The organism is Streptomyces sp. NPDC091279 (assembly GCF_044757465.1).
Classification (GTDB): Bacteria; Actinomycetota; Actinomycetes; order Streptomycetales; family Streptomycetaceae; genus Streptomyces.
In genome coordinates this window covers 385,625-403,042 of the sequence record NZ_JBIVVA010000005.1, presented here as the reverse complement: position 1 = coordinate 403,042, position 17,418 = coordinate 385,625, and the positions used below count along the sequence as shown (strand labels likewise).

Below are 17,418 nucleotides of genomic sequence, written 5' to 3'. Positions count from 1 at the left end.
CCATGGCCTTCCAGCCGTTCCAGAGAACCAGGATGTCCCGCAAGGCCAAGAAGACCGTCCTCGGCGTCGGGGGCGTGGTCGTCCTGGCCTCCCTCAACGCCCCGGCGGCCCTGGACTTCGCCGGTGAGAAGTACCACGCCTACCAGATATCCCGGCCCGAGTACCAGGCCACGTACGGCTCCTGGGCGCAGCTCGACATCCCGGAGAAGTACCGCACCAACGCCATCCACGCGGCGCTCCTGCACACCGGCAAGGTCCTGATCGTGGCCGGGTCGGGCAACGAGCAGAAGAAGTTCGACAAGGGCTCCTTCGACACCGTGCTGTGGGACCCGAAGGCCAACACCTTCAAGAAGATCCCCACCCCGGACGACTTCTTCTGCTCCGGACACGCCCAACTCCCCGACGGCCGCATGCTGGTGGCCGGCGGCACCGCCCGCTACGAGTTCCTCGACGGCGAGGTCGACCGGGCCGGTGGCGGGATGCGCGTCAAGAACGAGAACCCCGAGAAGGCGATCTTCCTCAAGAAGGGCACCCGGTTCCGGTCCCCGGCCGGCGTCGAGTACATCAGCAGGTTCGACGTCACCGTCCCCAAGGCGAAACGCGACTTCAAGGTCAGCTACGACGGGCTCGGGGTGATGCAGCCCTGGCGCACCCAGGTGACCGCCAGCGAGGTCCGGGTCTTCGTCGAGGCCGCCGAGAGGGGCCCGCTGTCCGTCACCGACAAGCAGGCCCAGTACGACATCGAGGGCCTCAAGGACGAGGACGCCGACAACACCTACGGCCTCAGCGAGAAGATCACCCTCGACAAGCAGGACTTCCAGGGCATCCGCGCCGCCTACGAGTTCGACCCGACGGCGGAACGGTACGTCCCCGTCGACCCGATGCAGAAGGCCCGTTGGTACCCGACCCTGGTCGGCCTCGACGACGGCCGGGTCCTGGCCGTCTCCGGCCTCGACGACGTCGGCGTGGTCGACCCCGGCGACAACGAGATCTACGACCCGAAGACCAAGAAGTGGACGCCGGGCCCCAAGCGGTACTTCCCGACCTACCCGGCGCTCTTCCTCACCAAGGGCGGCAAGCTCTTCTACCCCGCCTCCAACGCCGGTTACGGCCCCGCCGACAAGGGGCGCGAGGCGGGCCTGTGGGACCTGAAGACCAACTCCTTCACCAAGGTCCCGGGGCTGCGCGACCCGGAGCAGACGGAGACGTCGGCCTCGCTGCTGCTGCCACCCGCGCAGGACCAGAAGGTGATGATCCTGGGCGGCGGCGGGGTCGGCGAGTCCAAGAAGGCCACCCCGCGCACCGCCGTCGTCGACCTGAAGAAGGACAAGCCCGCCTTCCGGGACGGCCCCCAACTGCCCCAGGGCACCCGGTACCTGAACAGCGTGATCATGCCGGACGACACGGTGTTCACCACCAACGGCTCCTCCGACTACCGGGGCCGCAGCGCCAGCAACATCCTCAAGGCGCAGTTCTACGACCCGAAGAAGAACGCCTTCCGGGAGGCGGCCGACCCGACGGTGGGCCGCAACTACCACTCCGAGGCGCTGCTGCTGCCCGACGGCCGGGTCGTCACGTTCGGCTCCGATCCGCTCTTCGACGACCAGCAGAACAGCAAGCTCGGCCACTTCGAGCAGCGCATGGAGGTCTTCACCCCGCCCGCCCTGCACAAGAACGGCGCCGACCGCCCCGTTCTGGAGGACGGACCGCAGGTCCTCGACAAGCACCACCGGGCGACCTACCGCACCGACCACCCCGACCGGATCGTCAAGGCGCGGCTGATGCGGCCCAGCGCCGTCACCCACACGACGGACGTCGAACAGCGCTCCATCGGGCTGGGGTTGAGCAAGGACGCCCACGCGGTGACGGTCGACGTCCCCAAGGACCCGGCGCTGGTCCCGCCGGGCTGGTACATGCTGTTCGTGACCGACGCCCAGGGCACGCCGTCCGAGGCCAAGTGGATTCAGGTGAAGTGACCTGGCAGGTCAACGCCGTTATTAGGCCTTGGAGTTGCGGGCCAGCTCCAAGGCGTACTCCGGCCACCACTGACCGGCGTCCGGGCCGCCCTCGCAGGTGCCGTCCGACTCGCCGGGCCGCTTGATCCACAGGTAGGCGTCGAGGCTCTTCTCGCCGGTGCGGGTCGTCGGGCGGGTGCCCAGCGCCCGGCCGGGCGGGTTGCACCAGGCGCCCTCCAGCGGCCCGTTGCCGTTGCGGCTGGTGTCGACGACGAAGTGCTTGCCGCCGAGCGCGCGGGAGAGGTCGAGCCCGTACGCCTTGGTGCGGGCGTCGCTCTGGAAGTTGGAGACGTTCAGCGCGAACCCGTCCGCCCGCTCGACGCCCGCGCGCTTGAGGGGGTCGACGAGCTTGTGCGGCTCGCGAATCCAGGACGGGTTGCCCGCGTCCAGGTACACCTTGGTGTGCGGCTGCTGCTTCAGCCGGACGATGGCCTCGCCGAGCAGCCGTTCGCGCTCCTGGTGGTACTCGGCGGGCGTGCAGCCGTCCACGATGTGGGAGACCGCGTCGGGTTCCAGGACCACCAGGGCCTTGCCGGAGCCCAGCGCGTCCGCGAACTTCCCGATCCACGCCCGGTAGGCGTCCGCGTCGGCCGCGCCGCCCGCCGAGTGCTGACCGCAGTCGCGGTGCGGGATGTCGTACGCGACGAAGAGCGCGGTGCGCCCCTCCCCGCTCGCGGCCGCGGTCGCCGCCCGCACGGTCGGGCCCGGGTCGGTCTCACCGGCCGGCCAGAGCGCGATCGGCTCCTCGGCGATCCGCCCGAGCAGCTCGGCGTCCTTGGTCCGCCCGTCGCGCTGCCACATGTGCATCTGGGTGGCGGCCGAGCTGGCGGGATCGATCCAGAAGTCCGAGGCGGCCTCGGCGCGCGCCTTCTGGGAGGCGACGGCGGCGGCCTCGTGGGTGCCGGGCGCGGACGCGCAGCCCGCCGTGAGCCCGAGGGCGGCGAGGGCCGCGAGGGTGTGGATCAGCCGGGACATGCCGCTCCCTTGCGCGAAGGTGACGAAGCGTGCGTCATCGTTGCACAAGTAGATCTATCGACAAAGAACCGACATGACGGGCGCCGCCCGCACCCCCCGTCCGGCGTCAGACGGGCGGCGGTCCGGGGCGACCGAGGGGCGAGACGGGGGCTGACCGCCATATGACCGGCGGGTAGGGTGTCTTGCCGTGCCGAAACCCCTCAGTCTCCCCTTCGACCCCATCGCCCGCGCCGACGAGCTCTGGAAGCAGCGCTGGGGGAACGTACCGGCCATGGCCGCCATCACCTCGATCATGCGCGCCCAGCAGATCCTGCTCGCCGAGGTCGACGCCGTGGTCAAGCCGTACGGGCTGACGTTCGCGCGGTACGAGGCGCTGGTGCTGCTCACCTTCTCCAAGGCGGGCGAGCTGCCGATGTCGAAGATCGGCGAACGGCTGATGGTGCACCCCACGTCGGTCACCAACACCGTCGACCGCCTGGTCAGGTCGGGTCTGGTCGCCAAGCGCCCCAACCCCAACGACGGCCGTGGCACCCTCGCCACCATCACCGAGAAGGGCCGCGAGGCCGTCGACGCCGCCACCCGGGACCTGATGGACATGGACTTCGGCCTCGGCACCTACGACGCGGAGGAGTGCGGCGAGATCTTCGCCCTGCTGCGCCCGCTGAGGCTGGCGGCACGGGATTTCGACGGGGAGTGACCCGGGGGAAGATCGGCCGGAACGGGTGGTTACGCTCGACGGCATGAAGAAAAGCGTGCTGACCCGCTACCGCGTCCTGGCCTACACCACGGGCGTGCTGCTGGTCCTGCTGTGCCTGAGCATGATCGCCAAGTACGGGTTCGACGTCGCCGGTGCCGCGGACTTCACCCGCGTCGTGGCCATCGCGCACGGCTGGCTCTACGTCCTCTACCTGGTGTTCGCCTTCGACCTGGGCTCCAAGGCCAGGTGGCCGGTCGGCAAGCAGCTGTGGGTGCTGCTCGCGGGGACGATCCCCACCGCCGCCTTCTTCGTCGAGCGGAAGATCAGCCACGAGCTGAACGCGCAGGTCACCGACGAGGCTCCCGCGCCCGCCCAGGCCTGACCCCACCGCCGTACGGCACTCGTGCGGCGGACAGCCATCGACATGTACTAGGACGTCCTAGTAAATTCGAGAGCATGGACGCTGACCCGATCGAGGAGGGCCGCCGACGCTGGCAGGCCCGGTATGACGGCGCGCGGACGCGCGAGGCCGACTTCAGCACGCTCTCCGGCGATGCGGTGGAGCCCGTGTACGGGCCCCGGCCGGGGGACACCTACGACGGGTTCGAACGCATCGGATGGCCGGGGGAGTACCCCTTCACCCGGGGGCTGTACCCCACCGGGTACCGGGGGCGGACCTGGACCATCCGGCAGTTCGCCGGGTTCGGCAACGCCGAGCAGACCAACGAGCGGTACAAGAAGATCCTCGCCAACGGCGGCGGCGGTCTCTCCGTCGCCTTCGACATGCCGACCCTGATGGGCCGCGACTCCGACGACGCCCGCTCGCTGGGCGAGGTCGGCCACTGCGGGGTCGCCATCGACTCGGCCGCCGACATGGAGGTGCTGTTCGGGGACATCCCGCTCGGCGGCGTCACGACCTCCATGACCATCAGCGGCCCCGCCGTCCCGGTGTTCTGCATGTACCTCGTCGCCGCCGAACGCCAGGGCGTCGACCCGGCTCTCCTCAACGGCACCCTCCAGACCGACATCTTCAAGGAGTACATCGCCCAGAAGGAGTGGCTCTTCCCGCCCGAACCGCACCTGCGCCTCATCGGTGACCTCATGGAGTACTGCGCCACCGGCATCCCCGCCTACAAGCCGCTCTCCGTCTCCGGCTACCACATCCGCGAGGCCGGTGCGACGGCCGCGCAGGAGCTGGCGTACACCCTCGCCGACGGCTTCGGCTACGTGGAGCTGGGCCTCAGCCGCGGCATGGACGTCGACGTCTTCGCGCCCGGCCTCTCCTTCTTCTTCGACGCGCACGTCGACTTCTTCGAGGAGATCGCCAAGTTCCGCGCCGCGCGCCGCATCTGGGCCCGCTGGATGCGGGACGTCTACGGGGCGCGCTCCGAGAAGGCGCAGTGGCTGCGCTTCCACACCCAGACCGCCGGGGTCTCGCTCACCGCGCAGCAGCCGTACAACAACGTCGTCCGCACCGCCGTCGAGGCCCTCGCCGCCGTGCTCGGCGGCACCAACTCGCTGCACACCAACGCCCTCGACGAGACCCTCGCGCTGCCCAGCGAACGCGCCGCCGAAATCGCCCTGCGCACCCAGCAGGTCCTGATGGAGGAGACCGGCGTCGCCAACGTCGCCGACCCGCTGGGCGGTTCGTGGTACGTCGAGCAGCTCACCGACCGCATCGAGGCGGACGCCGAGCGGATCTTCGAACAGATCAAGGAACGCGGACTGCGCTCCCACCCCGACGGCCGCCACCCCATCGGCCCGGTCACCTCCGGCATCCTGCGCGGCATCGAGGACGGCTGGTTCACCGGCGAGATCGCCGAGTCCGCCTTCCGCTACCAACAGGCCCTGGAGAAGGGCGACAAGCGCGTCGTCGGCGTCAACGTCCACACCGGCTCCGTCACCGGCGACCTGGAGATCCTCCGGGTCAGCCACGAGGTGGAACGCGACCAGGTGCACGCCCTCACCGCGCGCCGGTCCGCCCGCGACGAGGCCCGGGTCCGCCAGACCCTGGACGCCCTCCTCGCCGCCGCCCGCTCGGGCGCCAACATGATCCCCCCGATGCTGGAAGCCACCCGCGCGGAGGCGACGTTGGGCGAGATCTGCGGGGTCCTGCGGGACGAGTGGGGGGTGTACACGGAACCGGCGGGGTTCTGACGACGCCTCGCGGGGCGGGGGCGCTAGGTGTCCCCCCGTGCCCCCGTCAGTCCCCGCAGGAGGATCTGGGTGAAGTCGTGGGCCCATGTCCGGTCCGCCTGTTCCGCGCTGACCAGGGTGCGGTGGACCACGGCGCCCGCGACCACGTCGAAGATGAGGTCGACCGAGCGGGTGGCCTCCTCGGGGTCGGTCTCCGGGGGGAGTTCGCCGCGGGCCTGGGCGCGGGTGCGGCCCTCCAGGACGAGGCGTTTCTGCCGGTCCACGATCGAGGTGCGGATACGGTCGCGCAACGGCTCGTCGCGGGTGGCCTCAGCGACCACCGCCATCAGGCCGTTCCTGGCCTCCGGGCGGTCCAGGATCGCCGCGAACTGGAGAACGACGCCCTCGACGTCGGTGGCCAGCGAGCCGCTGTCGGGCAGCCGGAGTTCGTCGAAGAGTTCAGCGACGGCGTCCACGACCAGCTCGTTCTTGCCGGCCCAACGGCGGTACAGGGTCGTCTTGGCGACGCCGGCCCGGCCCGCGACATCGCCCAGGGTGAGCCGGGACCAGCCCAGGTCGACCAGGGCCTGCCGGGTGGCGGCGAGGATCGCGGCGTCGGCGGCGGCACTGCGTGGGCGTCCTCCCGGGGCGCGGGGTGCGGGGCTGCGGCTCTGCATCCCCCGACCATAGATCTCCGCGCCGGGGCCGGTGAACCCGTGTGCGGTGGCCGTCGTTGTGCGGATGCGTGGGTTTGGTGAGGCGCTGAGGGAGATCACCACGAGGGGCTGTCCGGGAGGCACCCCGTGCCATTACGCTACGACTCGTAGCGAAACCATGGGCGCGGGTGGGGACCCGGCGCCGACAGCACCCGGTGGGACCGGCTTTCGGGACGCTTTTCACTCACGCGCGGGATCGGGGGAGGATAGACGCATGCAGCCACGGAACATGTCCATGAGCGGGGTCGTCGACCTCGGCGCGGTGAAGGCGGCCCAGGAGGCCAAGACCAAGGCGGAGCAGGCCCGCGCCGAAGCCGCCCGACAGGGCAAGGGCCCCGCCGCCGGGGGCGTCTCCCCGGCCGACCTCGTCATCGACGTCGACGAGGCCGCGTTCGAACGCGATGTCCTCCAGCGCTCCACCGAGGTACCGGTCGTCATCGACTTCTGGGCCGAGTGGTGCCAGCCCTGCAAGCAGCTGAGCCCGGTCCTGGAGCGGCTCGCCCTGGAGTACGCCGGCCGCTTCGTGCTCGCCAAGATCGACGTCGACGCCAACCAGATGCTGATGCAGCAGTTCGGCGTCCAGGGCATCCCGGCCGTCTTCGCGGTGGTCGCGGGCCAGGCCCTGCCGCTCTTCCAGGGCGCGGCCGACGAGAACCAGATCCGTCAGACGCTGGACCAGCTGGTGCAGGTCGCCGAGGAGCGGTTCGGGCTGACCGGTCTGGTCGTCGACCCGGACGCGCAGCCCGGCGACCGGACGGCGCCCGAGATCCCGGCCGGCCCCTACGACGCGCTCCTCGAAGCCGCCGTACAGGCCCTGGACGCGGGGGACTTGGGCGGCGCGGTGCAGGCGTACCGGAACGTCCTGAGCGACGACCCCGGCAACGAAGAGGCCAAACTCGGCCTCGCGCAGGCCGAGTTGCTCCAGCGGGTGCAGAACCTCGACCCGCAGCGGACCCGTCAGGACGCGGCCGCGAACCCGTCCGACGCCGCCGCGCAGATCGCCGCCGCCGACCTCGATCTGGTCGGCGGACATGTCGAGGACGCGTTCGGCCGGCTCATCGACACCGTGCGCAGGACGGCCGGGGACGATCGGGATGCCGTACGTCTTCGGCTGCTTGAGCTGTTCGAGGTCGTCGGGGCCGACGATCCCCGGGTCGCGACCGCGCGCCGGGCGCTCGCGCGGGCGCTGTTCTGAGCGGGGCACCGGGCCGGTTCTGACCAGTCGCTAAACGCGACGGCATGTGATGCTCAGGTGAAAGATTGCCGACGGATCGTCAGCAGGGCTGCGCTTTACCAAAACTTGGTAATCGCAGCCGCTGTTACTGGCAGTAAGTCGGGGGCGTCGCTCTGTCGGACTCTGTCCGGTGATTTCCGCTTTTGCTCTCGGTAAGGGTGGCACCCTGCGCAGTCGGCCGAGACCTGTGGGTCGCCCTTCGGTGATCCGGCCGTTACTAGCCAGTAACGAACCCCCTTGTGCGGGCGGCGAGAATGCACCACGATCGGCGACGCTCGGTCCATTCCCGTACTCCGGCAGCCGGTCGGGTCACGGGAGTTCCAGGGTCCCCACCGAGCAGAGCCGATGCCTGTGTCGTCGGCTCTTGGACAGGGGGGTCTTCGCCGTCGAGGCGGAGCCTGTCCGGCAGGGTTGTGCGTGATGTGTGTCAGGCGCGACCAGTGGTTGTCGCTCGGGGGTGATCGCCGGCGATCGGTGCGCGGTTCGCGCCTCCGAAGACAGGCGCTCTCCTTCCCGAGGACGTAGCACTTCTCCCATCCCTGCCCGGCCGAGCCGCCTTTGGGGGCAGTCGGGCCAGGAGATGTACGTCCGAGAAGGAGGAAATATGGAGTCCCAGGTGCGTGGCGGGACAAGATGGAAGCGGTTCGCTGTGGTCATGGTGCCCAGCGTCGCCGCCGCAGCATGTGTGGGCATAGGCCTGGCGCAGGGTGCCCTCGCGGCGTCGTTCAGCGTTTCCGGCCAGGAGTTCAAGGTCTCGGCCGGTCACCTTGAGGGCACGGGCTTCGCCCAGTACGGCGCTGTCGACACGGGGTACACGTCGACCGACGGCAAGACCAAGACGGTGCACCCGGTCGCGGTCTCGTCGTTCGACTCGGCCGAGATCACGAAGATGTGCCAGTCGGTCAAGACGGAGATCCCTCTCATAGGGAAGACGTTCTACCTCCGTCTCGACGCGGGGCCGGACGCCGATCACAAGGTCGAGGCCAAGAACCTCTACATCGATCTCTCCCAGTTGGACGCCGATGCCGTGTTCCACGGCATGGACATCGGGGTGGCGGTCAAGGACAAGACGCAGGGTCCCGCGGTCAGGTCCGGCGACAGCGTCCTGCCGGGTGGCTTCGCCCAGACGGCCGCGACGGCCGACCTCACGAATGTCGAGCAGACGGCGTGGGCGACCACGGCCGGCACCTTCACCCTCAACGGGCTGAAGATGCGTCTCGGCACGGACCCCAAGATGGAGTGTTTCTGACGGTCGACGCCGCAGCGGTGGCGTCGGTCGGCTGAGCCGCTCAGGGGCGGGGAGGCGTTGCTTCTCCGCCCCGCACACCCATCCGGTGCCGCGTGCCGGATACATCCACCAGAGACTTCCGGTTTCCGTCCGCCACGGTCGAGCCGGCAGGTACCTACCCCGGACCCAGGGAGCTGTTTTCCATGAGTGCCGAGACTCCGGGCCAGAGTGCCGGGACCTTCGCCCGGTTGCGTCTGCGGTTCCGCGACTGGCGGGGCACCCGGCCGTTCTGGGCGGGCCTGTTCACCTTGCTCGGCGGGGTGCCGATCGCCTACTTCCCGTATGCCACGTTCAAACTGGGCAGCATGTCGCTCACCATGGCGACGACCGCGGGCGCCGGGTCGCTGATAATCGGCGTCCTGTTGTGCACGTTGGGGCTGACCATGTGGTTCCAGCAGGCCACCCGGCTCTTCGCGGGCGTCGCGGCGATCCTGCTGGCTCTGATCTCGCTGGTGGTCTCCAACATCGGCGGCTTCATCCTGGGCTTCGTGCTGGCGCTGATCGGCGGCGCCCTCGCCGCCTCCTGGGCGCCGGGCGTCCCGCCGGCCGAGGAGCCGGTCCGCCCGGCCCCCCGGGCCGACGACGACGGGCCCGACGACTACACGTTCGACCAGGGCACGGGCGGCGGTGTGGGTGCGCCGAACGATCTGTCAGGAACGAGCCCCGCGCGCGGGGTGAACGGGAGGCACAGTGCCGGCTGACGAGGTGACCCACGGGAGCGATGTGGACGCGTCCCGCGGGAGAACCGGGCCGCGCCACGCGGCACCCAAGAAGCCGCTGTTCACCAGGTTCCACATGCCGGCCGGCAAGGCGATAGCCATGGCGGCCATGCCGACGGCCGTCCTCATGGGCATGGGCTTCACGTCGTCGCTCGCCCTCGCGGACAGCACCGGCGCGACGCCGTCGCCGACGTCGAAGAGCCTCACGGCCGACGAGTACAAGGACTGCGTCGCCGCCCTGGGTGACTCCTCGGCCTCGCCGTCGCCGTCCGCCTCGACGAGCGCGAGCCCGAGTGAGTCGGCGAACGCCGACAAGGACGGCAAGAACGGCAAGGACAGCGCGGACGGCAAGGACGGCACGGCGTCTCCCTCACCGACGGCCACCTCGGGGTCGTCGGGCAAGGGGGCCTCGGGCGGCTCCTCTTCGTCGGATTCAGGTTCCGACGACAAGGCCACGCCCTCGCCGTCCCCCTCCGAAAACACGGGCGACAAGGCCACCCCGTCGCCCTCGGCGTCCTCGGGGTCCTCGGGCTCCTCGGGCTCCTCGGGCTCCTCGGGCTCCTCCTCCGGCGGCGATGTCCTCGGTGCCATCGGCGACGCCATCACGGGCATCTTCACCGGCGGCAAGACGTCCACCGCCAGCCCGTCGCCCTCGGCCACCCCGTCGGCGTCCCCGTCCGCGTCCGCCTCGCAGGGCGGCAGCGGCGACATCGTCAAGGACGTCACCAAGGGCGTCTCCGACACCGTCAAGGGCACCACCGAGAAGGTCACCGGAACGGGCGAGGACACCGCGCAGGACCCGACCGGCAAGGCGAGCGAGGCGGCGAAGGACACCACCGACGCCGTCGGCAAGGCGGCCGACGCGGCCACCCCGACGCCCACCGCCACGCCGAGCCCGTCGGCCAGTGCCTCCGCGGACGCCGGGAACTGTCCGCTCGCGACCGACGACCAGAGCGGCGTGCAGACCACGGTGGCGGACGACCCCTGGCACCTGGACGCCAGTTCGCTGCTGCTGAAGGGCGCCGACTACCAGGGCGTCGTCGAGGTGAAGACGGCCAGCGGGGCCACCAAGAAGGTGCTCAAGTACGTCATCTCCGAGGGCACCGACATCGGTGACCTGCACCAGACGGTGGACGACAGCAACTCCGGCAAGACGTACCACGTGCAGGCCGCCAAGGGGACGACGTCCACCATCCGCGACGGCGACACCACGATGTACACCGAGAGCATCTCCGGGAATCTGTTCGGCCTGATCCCGGTGACGTTCACGCCGGACAGCCCGCCCCCGCTGAACATCCCGCTGATCTACTTCACCAACGTGAAGGTTCTCCAGGCCGCCCAGTTCGGCGGCACCCTGACCATCCCGGGCATGCACGTGTACACGACGGACTGACCGTCGCCGCCGGCGTCTGAGCGAGCCGCGAGCCGCGAGAGACACCGAGGGCGCCCCCCGATCCGGAGGGCGCCCTCAGCGCCGTTCAACTGCCCTGTGCCGGGCGTCAGTTCGTGGTGCCGCCGATGTGGTGGACGCGGATCATGTTGGTGGTGCCGGGGACGCCGGGAGGGGAACCGGCGGTGATGATGACCGTCTCGCCCGGGTTGAAGCGGCTGATCTTGGCGATCTCGGCGTCGACCATGTCGACCATCTCGTCCGTGCTGTTCACGAACGGGACGACGTGGGACTCGACGCCCCAGCTGAGCGACAGCTGGTTGCGGGTGTTCTCGTCCGTGGTGAACGCGATGATCGGCTGGGCCGCGCGGTAGCGGGACAGACGGCGGGCGGTGTCACCGGACTGGGTGAACGCCACCAGGCCCCGGCCGCCGAGGAAGTCGGCGATCTCGCAGGCGGCACGGGCGACCGAACCGCCCTGCGTGCGCGGCTTCTTGCCGGGGACGAGGGGTTGCAGGCCCTTGGAGAGCAGCTCCTCCTCGGCCGCGGCGACGATCTTCGACATCGTCTTCACAGTCTCGACGGGATAGGCGCCGACCGACGACTCCGCCGACAGCATGACCGCGTCCGCGCCGTCCAGGATCGCGTTGGCCACGTCGGAGGCCTCGGCGCGGGTCGGGCGGGAGTTGGTGATCATCGACTCCATCATCTGGGTCGCCACGATCACCGGCTTGGCGTTGCGGCGGCACAGCTCGATGAGGCGCTTCTGCACCATCGGGACCTTTTCGAGCGGGTACTCGACGGCCAGGTCGCCACGGGCGACCATCACACCGTCGAACGCCATCACGACGTCCTCCATGTTCTCGACCGCCTGCGGCTTCTCCACCTTGGCGATGACGGGGACCCGGCGGCCCTCCTCGTCCATCACCTTGTGGACGTCGGCCACGTCCGAGGCGTCCCGCACGAAGGAGAGCGCGACCAGGTCGCAGCCCATGCGCAGCGCGAACCGCAGGTCGTCGATGTCCTTCTCGGACAGCGCCGGGACGTTGACCGCCGCGCCGGGGAGGTTGATGCCCTTGTGGTCGGAGACGACACCGCCCTCGATGACGATCGTCTTGACCCGCGGTCCGTCGATGTCGACGACCTTCAGCTCGACGTTGCCGTCGTTGATCAGCACCTGGTCGCCGCGCGAGACGTCGGCCGGCAGACCCTTGTAGGTCGTGCCGCAGATCTGCTTGTCGCCCGGGACGTCCTCGGTCGTGATGACGAACTCGTCACCGCGCTCCAGCTCGACCGGACCCTCGGCGAAGGTCTCCAGGCGGATCTTCGGGCCCTGGAGGTCGGCGAGGACGCCGATGGCGCGGCCGGTCTCCTTGGCGGCGGCCCGGACGCGGTCGTACCGCGCCTGGTGCTCGGCGTGGCTGCCGTGGCTGAAGTTGAACCGGGCCACGTTCATCCCGGCCTCGATCATCGAGACCAGCATTTCGTGGGAGTCGACCGCGGGGCCGAGAGTACAGACGATTTTCGAACGGCGCATGGGGCGATCCTATCGGTTTGTTTCGCTACGGAATATTCCGTCTGACGGAAGAAACAAATGGGCGCGTCACTGCTCAGGTGCTGCCTCGGCGCTCAGTTGCTCTTTCCGACCAGTGCGTAGGTCTGCGTCGCGATTTCCAGTTCTTCGTCGGTCGGCACCACGGCGACCTTCACCCGGGCGTCGGCCGGAGAGATCAGCCGCGGCCCGTCGCCGCGTACCGCGTTGAGCGCCTCGTCGACCGCCAGGCCCAGGGGGTCCAGGCCCGCGACGGCCGCCGCGCGCACCGGCGCCGCGTTCTCGCCGACGCCGGCCGTGAACGCGATCGCGTCCACCGTACCGAGCACGGCGTAATACGCGCCGATGTACTTCTTGAGCCGGTGAATGTAGATGTCGAAGGCGAGCGCGGCCTGTGCGTCCCCCGCGTCGACCCGGCGGCGAATCTCCCGCATGTCGTTGTCGCCGCAGAGTCCGACCAGGCCACTTCTCTTGTTGAGAAGAGTGTCGATTTCGTCGATGGACATTCCGCCAACGCGCGCCAAATGGAAGATGACGGCCGGATCGGTGTCACCGGAACGAGTGCCCATCACGAGCCCTTCCAAGGGGGTGAGCCCCATGGAGGTGTCCACGCAGACCCCGCCGCGTACCGCCGAGGCGGAGGCGCCGTTGCCGAGGTGCAGCACGATGACGTTGACGTCCTCGGGCGCCTTCCCGAGCAGCCGGGCCGTCTCCCGGGAGACGTACGCGTGCGAGGTGCCGTGGAAGCCGTACCGGCGGATGCGGTGCGCGTCGGCGGTGGCCGCGTCGATCGCGTACCGGGCGGCGGACTCCGGCATCGTCGTGTGGAACGCGGTGTCGAAGACGGCGACCTGGGGCAGGTCGGGGCGGAGCGCCCGGGCGGTGCGGATGCCGGTGAGGTTGGCGGGGTTGTGCAGCGGGGCGAGCGGGATGAGCCGTTCGATCTCGGCGAGGACGGCGTCGTCGATCACCGTCGGCTCGGTGAAGAGCTGCCCGCCGTGCACCACCCGGTGCCCGATCGCGGCCAGTTCGGGGGAGTCGAGGCCGAGCCCGTCCCGCGCCAGCTCCTCGGCAACGGCCTTGAGGGCGGCGTCGTGGTCGGCGATCGGGCCGGTCCGCTCCCGCGCGGTGCCGGTGGCGAGCGGCGTGTGCGTGAGGCGGGAGGTCTCCTCGCCGATGCGCTCGACGAGCCCCGTGGCCAGCCGGTCGCCGTCGGCCGGGTCGAGCAGCTGGTACTTCAGCGACGAGGAACCGGAGTTGAGGACGAGGACACGGGTGGGGCTCACTGGGCGGTTGCCTTCTCGCTCGGGGTCTGGGCCTGGATGGCCGTGATGGCCACGGTGTTGACGATGTCCTGGACGAGGGCGCCCCGGGACAGGTCGTTGACCGGCTTGCGCAGGCCCTGGAGCACCGGCCCGACGGCTATCGCGCCGGCCGAACGCTGCACGGCCTTGTAGGTGTTGTTGCCGGTGTTGAGGTCGGGGAAGATCAACACGCTGGCCTGGCCCGCGACTTCGGAGCCCGGCAGCTTGGTCGCCGCGACCGACGGCTCGACGGCCGCGTCGTACTGGATCGGCCCCTCGATCCGCAGATCGGGGCGGCGCGAGCGGACCAGTTCGGTCGCCTCGCGGACCTTGTCGACGTCGGCGCCCGAGCCGGAGGTGCCGGTGGAGTACGACAGCATCGCGATCCGGGGTTCGACCCCGAACTGCTCGGCGGTGGCCGCCGACTGGATGGCGATGTCCGCCAACTGGGCCGCGTTCGGGTCGGGGTTGACCGCGCAGTCGCCGTAGACGAGGACCTTGTCGGCGAGGCACATGAAGAACACCGAGGACACTATGGCGGCGTCCTCCTTGGTCTTGATGATCTCGAAGGCCGGCCGGATGGTCGCGGCGGTGGAGTGCACGGAGCCGGAGACCATGCCGTCGGCCAGGCCCTCCTGGACCATCAGGGTGCCGAAGTAGTTGACGTCGGAGACGACGTCGTAGGCCAGTTCGACCGTGATGCCCTTGTGGGCGCGGAGCTGGGCGTACTTCTCGGCGAAGGTGTCGCGCAGTTCGCTGGTGGCGGGGTCGGTCAGCTCGCAGCCGCCGAGGTCGATGCCGAGATCGGCGGCGGTCTTGCGGATGCGGTCGACGGGACCGAGCAGCGTGAGATCGCAGACCCCGCGCCGCAGCAGCACCTCGGCGGCGCGCAGGACGCGTTCCTCGGTGCCCTCGGGCAGCACGACGCGGCGCCGGTCGGAACGGGCCCGCTCCAGGAGCTTGTGCTCGAACATCATCGGCGTGAGCCGGTCGCTGCTCGGTGCGGAGACCCGCTCCAGGAGTTCGGCGGCGTCCGTGTACCGCTCGAAGAGGCCGAGCGCGGTCTCCGCCTTGCGTGGCGTGGCCGCGCTCAACTTCCCCTCCAGCGCGAAGAGTTCGGTGGCGGTGACGAAGCTGTTGCCGGGCGCGGAGAGCACCGGGGTGCCGGGTGCGAGGCGGGCGGCGAGGGTCAGGACGCCGTCGCTGGGGACCTCGCCCAGGGTGAGCAGCACGCCCGCGATCGGCGGGGTGCCGGCGCTGTGCGCGGCCAGCGAGCCGACGACCAGGTCGGCGCGGTCGCCCGGGGTGACGACCAGGCAGCCGGGGGTCAGGGCGTCCAGGAAGTTCGGCAGCATGGCGCCGCCGAAGACGAAGTCCAGGGCGTCGCGGGCCAGCCCGGAGTCGTCGCCGAGGACGGTCCGCGCGCCGAGCGCGTGGGCGATCTGGGAGACGGTCGGCGCCGAGAGGGCCGGCTCGTCGGGCAGTACGTAACAGGGCACCGGGAGCTTGGCGCCGACCCGCCGGGCGATCTCGTCACGGTCCTCGCGGGCGACCCGGTTGGTCACCATCGCCAGCACGTCGCAGCCCAGGCCCGCGTAGGCGCGGTAGGCGTTGTGGGTCTCGGCGCGCACCGAGTCGGCGCTCTGGCCCCGGCCGCCGACCACCGGGATCACCGAGGCGCCGAACTCGTTGGCGAGGCGGGCGTTGAGGGCCAGTTCGTCGGGGAGCTGGGTGTCGGCGAAGTCGGTGCCGAGGACGAGAACGACGTCGTACTCGCGGGCGACCACGTGGAACCGGTCGACCATCGTGGACACCAGTTCGTCGGCGCCGCGCTCGGCCTGGAGGGTGGACGCCTCGTGGTAGTCCATGCCGTAGACGGTGGCCGGGTCCTGGGAGAGGCGGTACCGCGCGCGCAGCAGTTCGAAGAGCCGGTCGGGGCTGTGGTGGACGAGTGGGCGGAACACGCCGACCCGGTCGACCTGTCTGGTCAACAGCTCCATGACACCCAGCTCGACGACCTGACGTCCGTCGCCGCGGTCGATACCGGTCACGTACACGCTGCGGGTCACGCGTGCTCTCCGTTTCGTCTGTCTGGTTCTCGTCGGTCGGTGGCCTGAGAGGACGTACGGGCCGCTCAGCGGGGGTGACCCCCGGAAGAAAATCACCCGTGAAGGTGAGCGGAACCCCCTTGACAATACCCCGCCCGGTGGATAAGGCGCCCGTCAAGATAGAGGGCGCGGGGAGGCCGCCGATAGGGCCGAACGGGTTAATCATGTTTAAAGGGTGCGGAAGGGGCGTCGTTCGACGCATGAAACAATCGAACCGGCCCACGGGACCGACAGCGAGCAGGAGACACAGCACGATGCGCATCGGAGTTCTCACCGCAGGCGGCGACTGCCCCGGCCTGAACGCCGTGATCCGTTCGGTCGTCCACCGCGCGGTCACGACCTACGGCGACGAGGTCATCGGCTTCGAGGACGGTTACGCCGGGCTGCTCGACAGCCACTACCGCAGCCTCGACCTCGACGCCGTCAGCGGCATCCTGGCCCGTGGCGGCACCATCCTCGGCTCGTCCCGGCTGGAGCGCGACCGGCTGCGCGAGGCGTGCGAGTCCGCCATGGACATCGCCCGTGACTTCGGCATCGACGCGCTGATCCCGATCGGCGGCGAGGGCACGCTCACGGCGGCGCGCATGCTCAGCGACGCCGGTCTGCCCGTGGTCGGCGTCCCCAAGACCATCGACAACGACATCTCCTCCACCGACCGCACCTTCGGCTTCGACACCGCCGTCGGGGTCGCCACGGAGGCCATGGACCGGCTCAAGACCACCGCCGAGTCCCACCAACGGGTGATGGTCGTCGAGGTCATGGGGCGGCACGCCGGCTGGATCGCCCTGGAGTCCGGCATGGCCGCCGGTGCGCATGGCATCTGCCTGCCCGAGCGGCCCTTCGACCCGGCCGACCTGGTCAAGATGGTCGAGGAGCGGTTCGCTCGCGGGAAGCGGTTCGCGGTGATCTGTGTGGCCGAGGGTGCGCATCCGGCCGACGGCACGATGGACTATGGCAAGGGGGCCATCGACCAGTTCGGTCATGAGCGGTTCCAGGGGATCGGGACGGCTCTGGCGTACGAGTTGGAGCGGCGGCTCGGGAAGGAATCCAAGCCGGTCATTCTTGGGCATGTGCAGCGGGGTGGGGTGCCTACCGCGTATGACCGGGTTCTCGCGACGCGGTTCGGGTGGCACGCCGTGGAGGCCGCCCACCGGGGGGAGTTCGGGCGGATGACCGCGTTGCGGGGGACTGATGTGGTGATGGTTCCGTTGGCGGAGGCGGTGACGGAGCTGAAGACGGTGCCGACGTCCCGCATGGACGAGGCGGAGTCCGTCTTTTAGGAGC

14 protein-coding genes are annotated in these 17,418 nt (G+C 70.0%); 9 read left to right on the top strand and 5 right to left on the bottom strand.

Going from position 1 to position 17,418, the window contains the following annotated elements; genetic code table 11:
- The first annotated feature begins 2 nt into the window (after positions 1 to 2).
- Entirely contained in the window at positions 3 to 1,976 is a 1,974-nt protein-coding gene (locus ACIQOU_RS15095) for a galactose oxidase-like domain-containing protein (RefSeq protein ID WP_401537144.1), read from the top strand.
- Positions 1,977 to 1,997: 21 nt separating this feature from the next.
- Here ACIQOU_RS15095 and ACIQOU_RS15090 read toward each other — a convergent pair whose 3' ends face one another.
- On the bottom strand, positions 1,998 to 2,990 hold the full coding sequence (locus ACIQOU_RS15090) for a glycoside hydrolase family 6 protein (RefSeq protein WP_401537143.1): 993 nt from the start codon (positions 2,988 to 2,990) through the stop codon (positions 1,998 to 2,000).
- A 187-nt stretch (positions 2,991 to 3,177) separates the two neighbouring features.
- Here ACIQOU_RS15090 and ACIQOU_RS15085 point away from each other — a divergent pair, with 187 nt between their 5' ends.
- The 3 genes from ACIQOU_RS15085 to ACIQOU_RS15075 all read left to right on the top strand — a co-directional run bounded on the left by ACIQOU_RS15085 (position 3,178) and on the right by ACIQOU_RS15075 (position 5,844).
- On the top strand, positions 3,178 to 3,687 hold the full coding sequence (locus ACIQOU_RS15085) for a MarR family winged helix-turn-helix transcriptional regulator (RefSeq protein WP_401537142.1): 510 nt from the start codon (positions 3,178 to 3,180) through the stop codon (positions 3,685 to 3,687).
- Between the two features lie 43 nt (positions 3,688 to 3,730).
- Positions 3,731 to 4,069 (top strand): DUF3817 domain-containing protein, encoded by a 339-nt coding sequence (locus tag ACIQOU_RS15080; RefSeq protein ID WP_401537141.1) that lies wholly within the window; start codon positions 3,731 to 3,733, stop codon positions 4,067 to 4,069.
- Between the two features lie 74 nt (positions 4,070 to 4,143).
- A complete protein-coding gene (locus ACIQOU_RS15075; RefSeq protein ID WP_401537140.1) occupies positions 4,144 to 5,844 on the top strand; it encodes a methylmalonyl-CoA mutase in 1,701 nt (566 codons plus the stop codon).
- Between the two features lie 23 nt (positions 5,845 to 5,867).
- Here ACIQOU_RS15075 and ACIQOU_RS15070 read toward each other — a convergent pair whose 3' ends face one another.
- Entirely contained in the window at positions 5,868 to 6,500 is a 633-nt protein-coding gene (locus tag ACIQOU_RS15070; RefSeq protein WP_401537139.1) for a TetR/AcrR family transcriptional regulator, read from the bottom strand.
- A 253-nt stretch (positions 6,501 to 6,753) separates the two neighbouring features.
- Between ACIQOU_RS15070 and ACIQOU_RS15065 the strand changes: the two genes are divergently transcribed.
- The 4 genes from ACIQOU_RS15065 (at position 6,754) to ACIQOU_RS15050 (ending at position 11,173) form a co-directional block, all read left to right on the top strand.
- The gene (locus ACIQOU_RS15065; protein ID WP_401537138.1) at positions 6,754 to 7,734 is read left to right on the top strand and encodes a tetratricopeptide repeat protein; all 981 of its coding nucleotides are present in this window, start codon (positions 6,754 to 6,756) and stop codon (positions 7,732 to 7,734) included.
- Positions 7,735 to 8,377: 643 nt separating this feature from the next.
- On the top strand, positions 8,378 to 9,022 hold the full coding sequence (locus ACIQOU_RS15060; protein WP_401537137.1) for a DUF6230 family protein: 645 nt from the start codon (positions 8,378 to 8,380) through the stop codon (positions 9,020 to 9,022).
- Between the two features lie 182 nt (positions 9,023 to 9,204).
- Positions 9,205 to 9,762, top strand: coding sequence for a DUF6114 domain-containing protein (locus ACIQOU_RS15055; RefSeq protein ID WP_401537136.1), 558 nt, complete (start codon positions 9,205 to 9,207; stop codon positions 9,760 to 9,762).
- A complete protein-coding gene (locus ACIQOU_RS15050) occupies positions 9,752 to 11,173 on the top strand; it encodes a hypothetical protein (protein ID WP_401537135.1) in 1,422 nt (473 codons plus the stop codon). Before ACIQOU_RS15055 ends, ACIQOU_RS15050 begins: the two co-directional genes overlap by 11 nt.
- A 106-nt stretch (positions 11,174 to 11,279) precedes the next feature.
- Here ACIQOU_RS15050 and pyk read toward each other — a convergent pair whose 3' ends face one another.
- From pyk to pta, 3 genes are all read right to left on the bottom strand, one after another.
- A complete protein-coding gene (pyk, locus tag ACIQOU_RS15045; protein ID WP_401537134.1) occupies positions 11,280 to 12,707 on the bottom strand; it encodes a pyruvate kinase in 1,428 nt (475 codons plus the stop codon).
- Between the two features lie 92 nt (positions 12,708 to 12,799).
- Positions 12,800 to 14,008 (bottom strand): acetate kinase, encoded by a 1,209-nt coding sequence (locus tag ACIQOU_RS15040; protein ID WP_401537133.1) that lies wholly within the window; start codon positions 14,006 to 14,008, stop codon positions 12,800 to 12,802.
- The gene (pta, locus tag ACIQOU_RS15035; RefSeq protein WP_401537132.1) at positions 14,005 to 16,095 is read right to left on the bottom strand and encodes a phosphate acetyltransferase; all 2,091 of its coding nucleotides are present in this window, start codon (positions 16,093 to 16,095) and stop codon (positions 14,005 to 14,007) included. The genes ACIQOU_RS15040 and pta overlap by 4 nt, the downstream gene beginning before the upstream one ends.
- Before the next feature lie 293 nt (positions 16,096 to 16,388).
- Here pta and ACIQOU_RS15030 point away from each other — a divergent pair, with 293 nt between their 5' ends.
- On the top strand, positions 16,389 to 17,414 hold the full coding sequence (locus tag ACIQOU_RS15030; RefSeq protein ID WP_401537131.1) for an ATP-dependent 6-phosphofructokinase: 1,026 nt from the start codon (positions 16,389 to 16,391) through the stop codon (positions 17,412 to 17,414).
- Positions 17,415 to 17,418 lie beyond the last annotated feature (4 nt).

Bases quoted from the DNA above. Each gene is read 5' to 3' on its own strand.
- ACIQOU_RS15075 (WP_401537140.1), top strand. From the start codon at position 4,144: ATGGACGCTGACCCGATCGAGGAGGGCCGCCGACGCTGGCAGGCCCGG.
- ACIQOU_RS15095 (WP_401537144.1), top strand. From the start codon at position 3: ATGGCCTTCCAGCCGTTCCAGAGAACCAGGATGTCCCGCAAGGCCAAG.
- ACIQOU_RS15055 (WP_401537136.1), top strand. From the start codon at position 9,205: ATGAGTGCCGAGACTCCGGGCCAGAGTGCCGGGACCTTCGCCCGGTTG.
- ACIQOU_RS15065 (WP_401537138.1), top strand. From the start codon at position 6,754: ATGCAGCCACGGAACATGTCCATGAGCGGGGTCGTCGACCTCGGCGCG.
- ACIQOU_RS15060 (WP_401537137.1), top strand. From the start codon at position 8,378: ATGGAGTCCCAGGTGCGTGGCGGGACAAGATGGAAGCGGTTCGCTGTG.
- ACIQOU_RS15090 (WP_401537143.1), bottom strand. From the start codon at position 2,990: ATGTCCCGGCTGATCCACACCCTCGCGGCCCTCGCCGCCCTCGGGCTC.
- ACIQOU_RS15070 (WP_401537139.1), bottom strand. From the start codon at position 6,500: ATGCAGAGCCGCAGCCCCGCACCCCGCGCCCCGGGAGGACGCCCACGC.
- pyk (WP_401537134.1), bottom strand. From the start codon at position 12,707: ATGCGCCGTTCGAAAATCGTCTGTACTCTCGGCCCCGCGGTCGACTCC.
- ACIQOU_RS15030 (WP_401537131.1), top strand. From the start codon at position 16,389: ATGCGCATCGGAGTTCTCACCGCAGGCGGCGACTGCCCCGGCCTGAAC.
- ACIQOU_RS15080 (WP_401537141.1), top strand. From the start codon at position 3,731: ATGAAGAAAAGCGTGCTGACCCGCTACCGCGTCCTGGCCTACACCACG.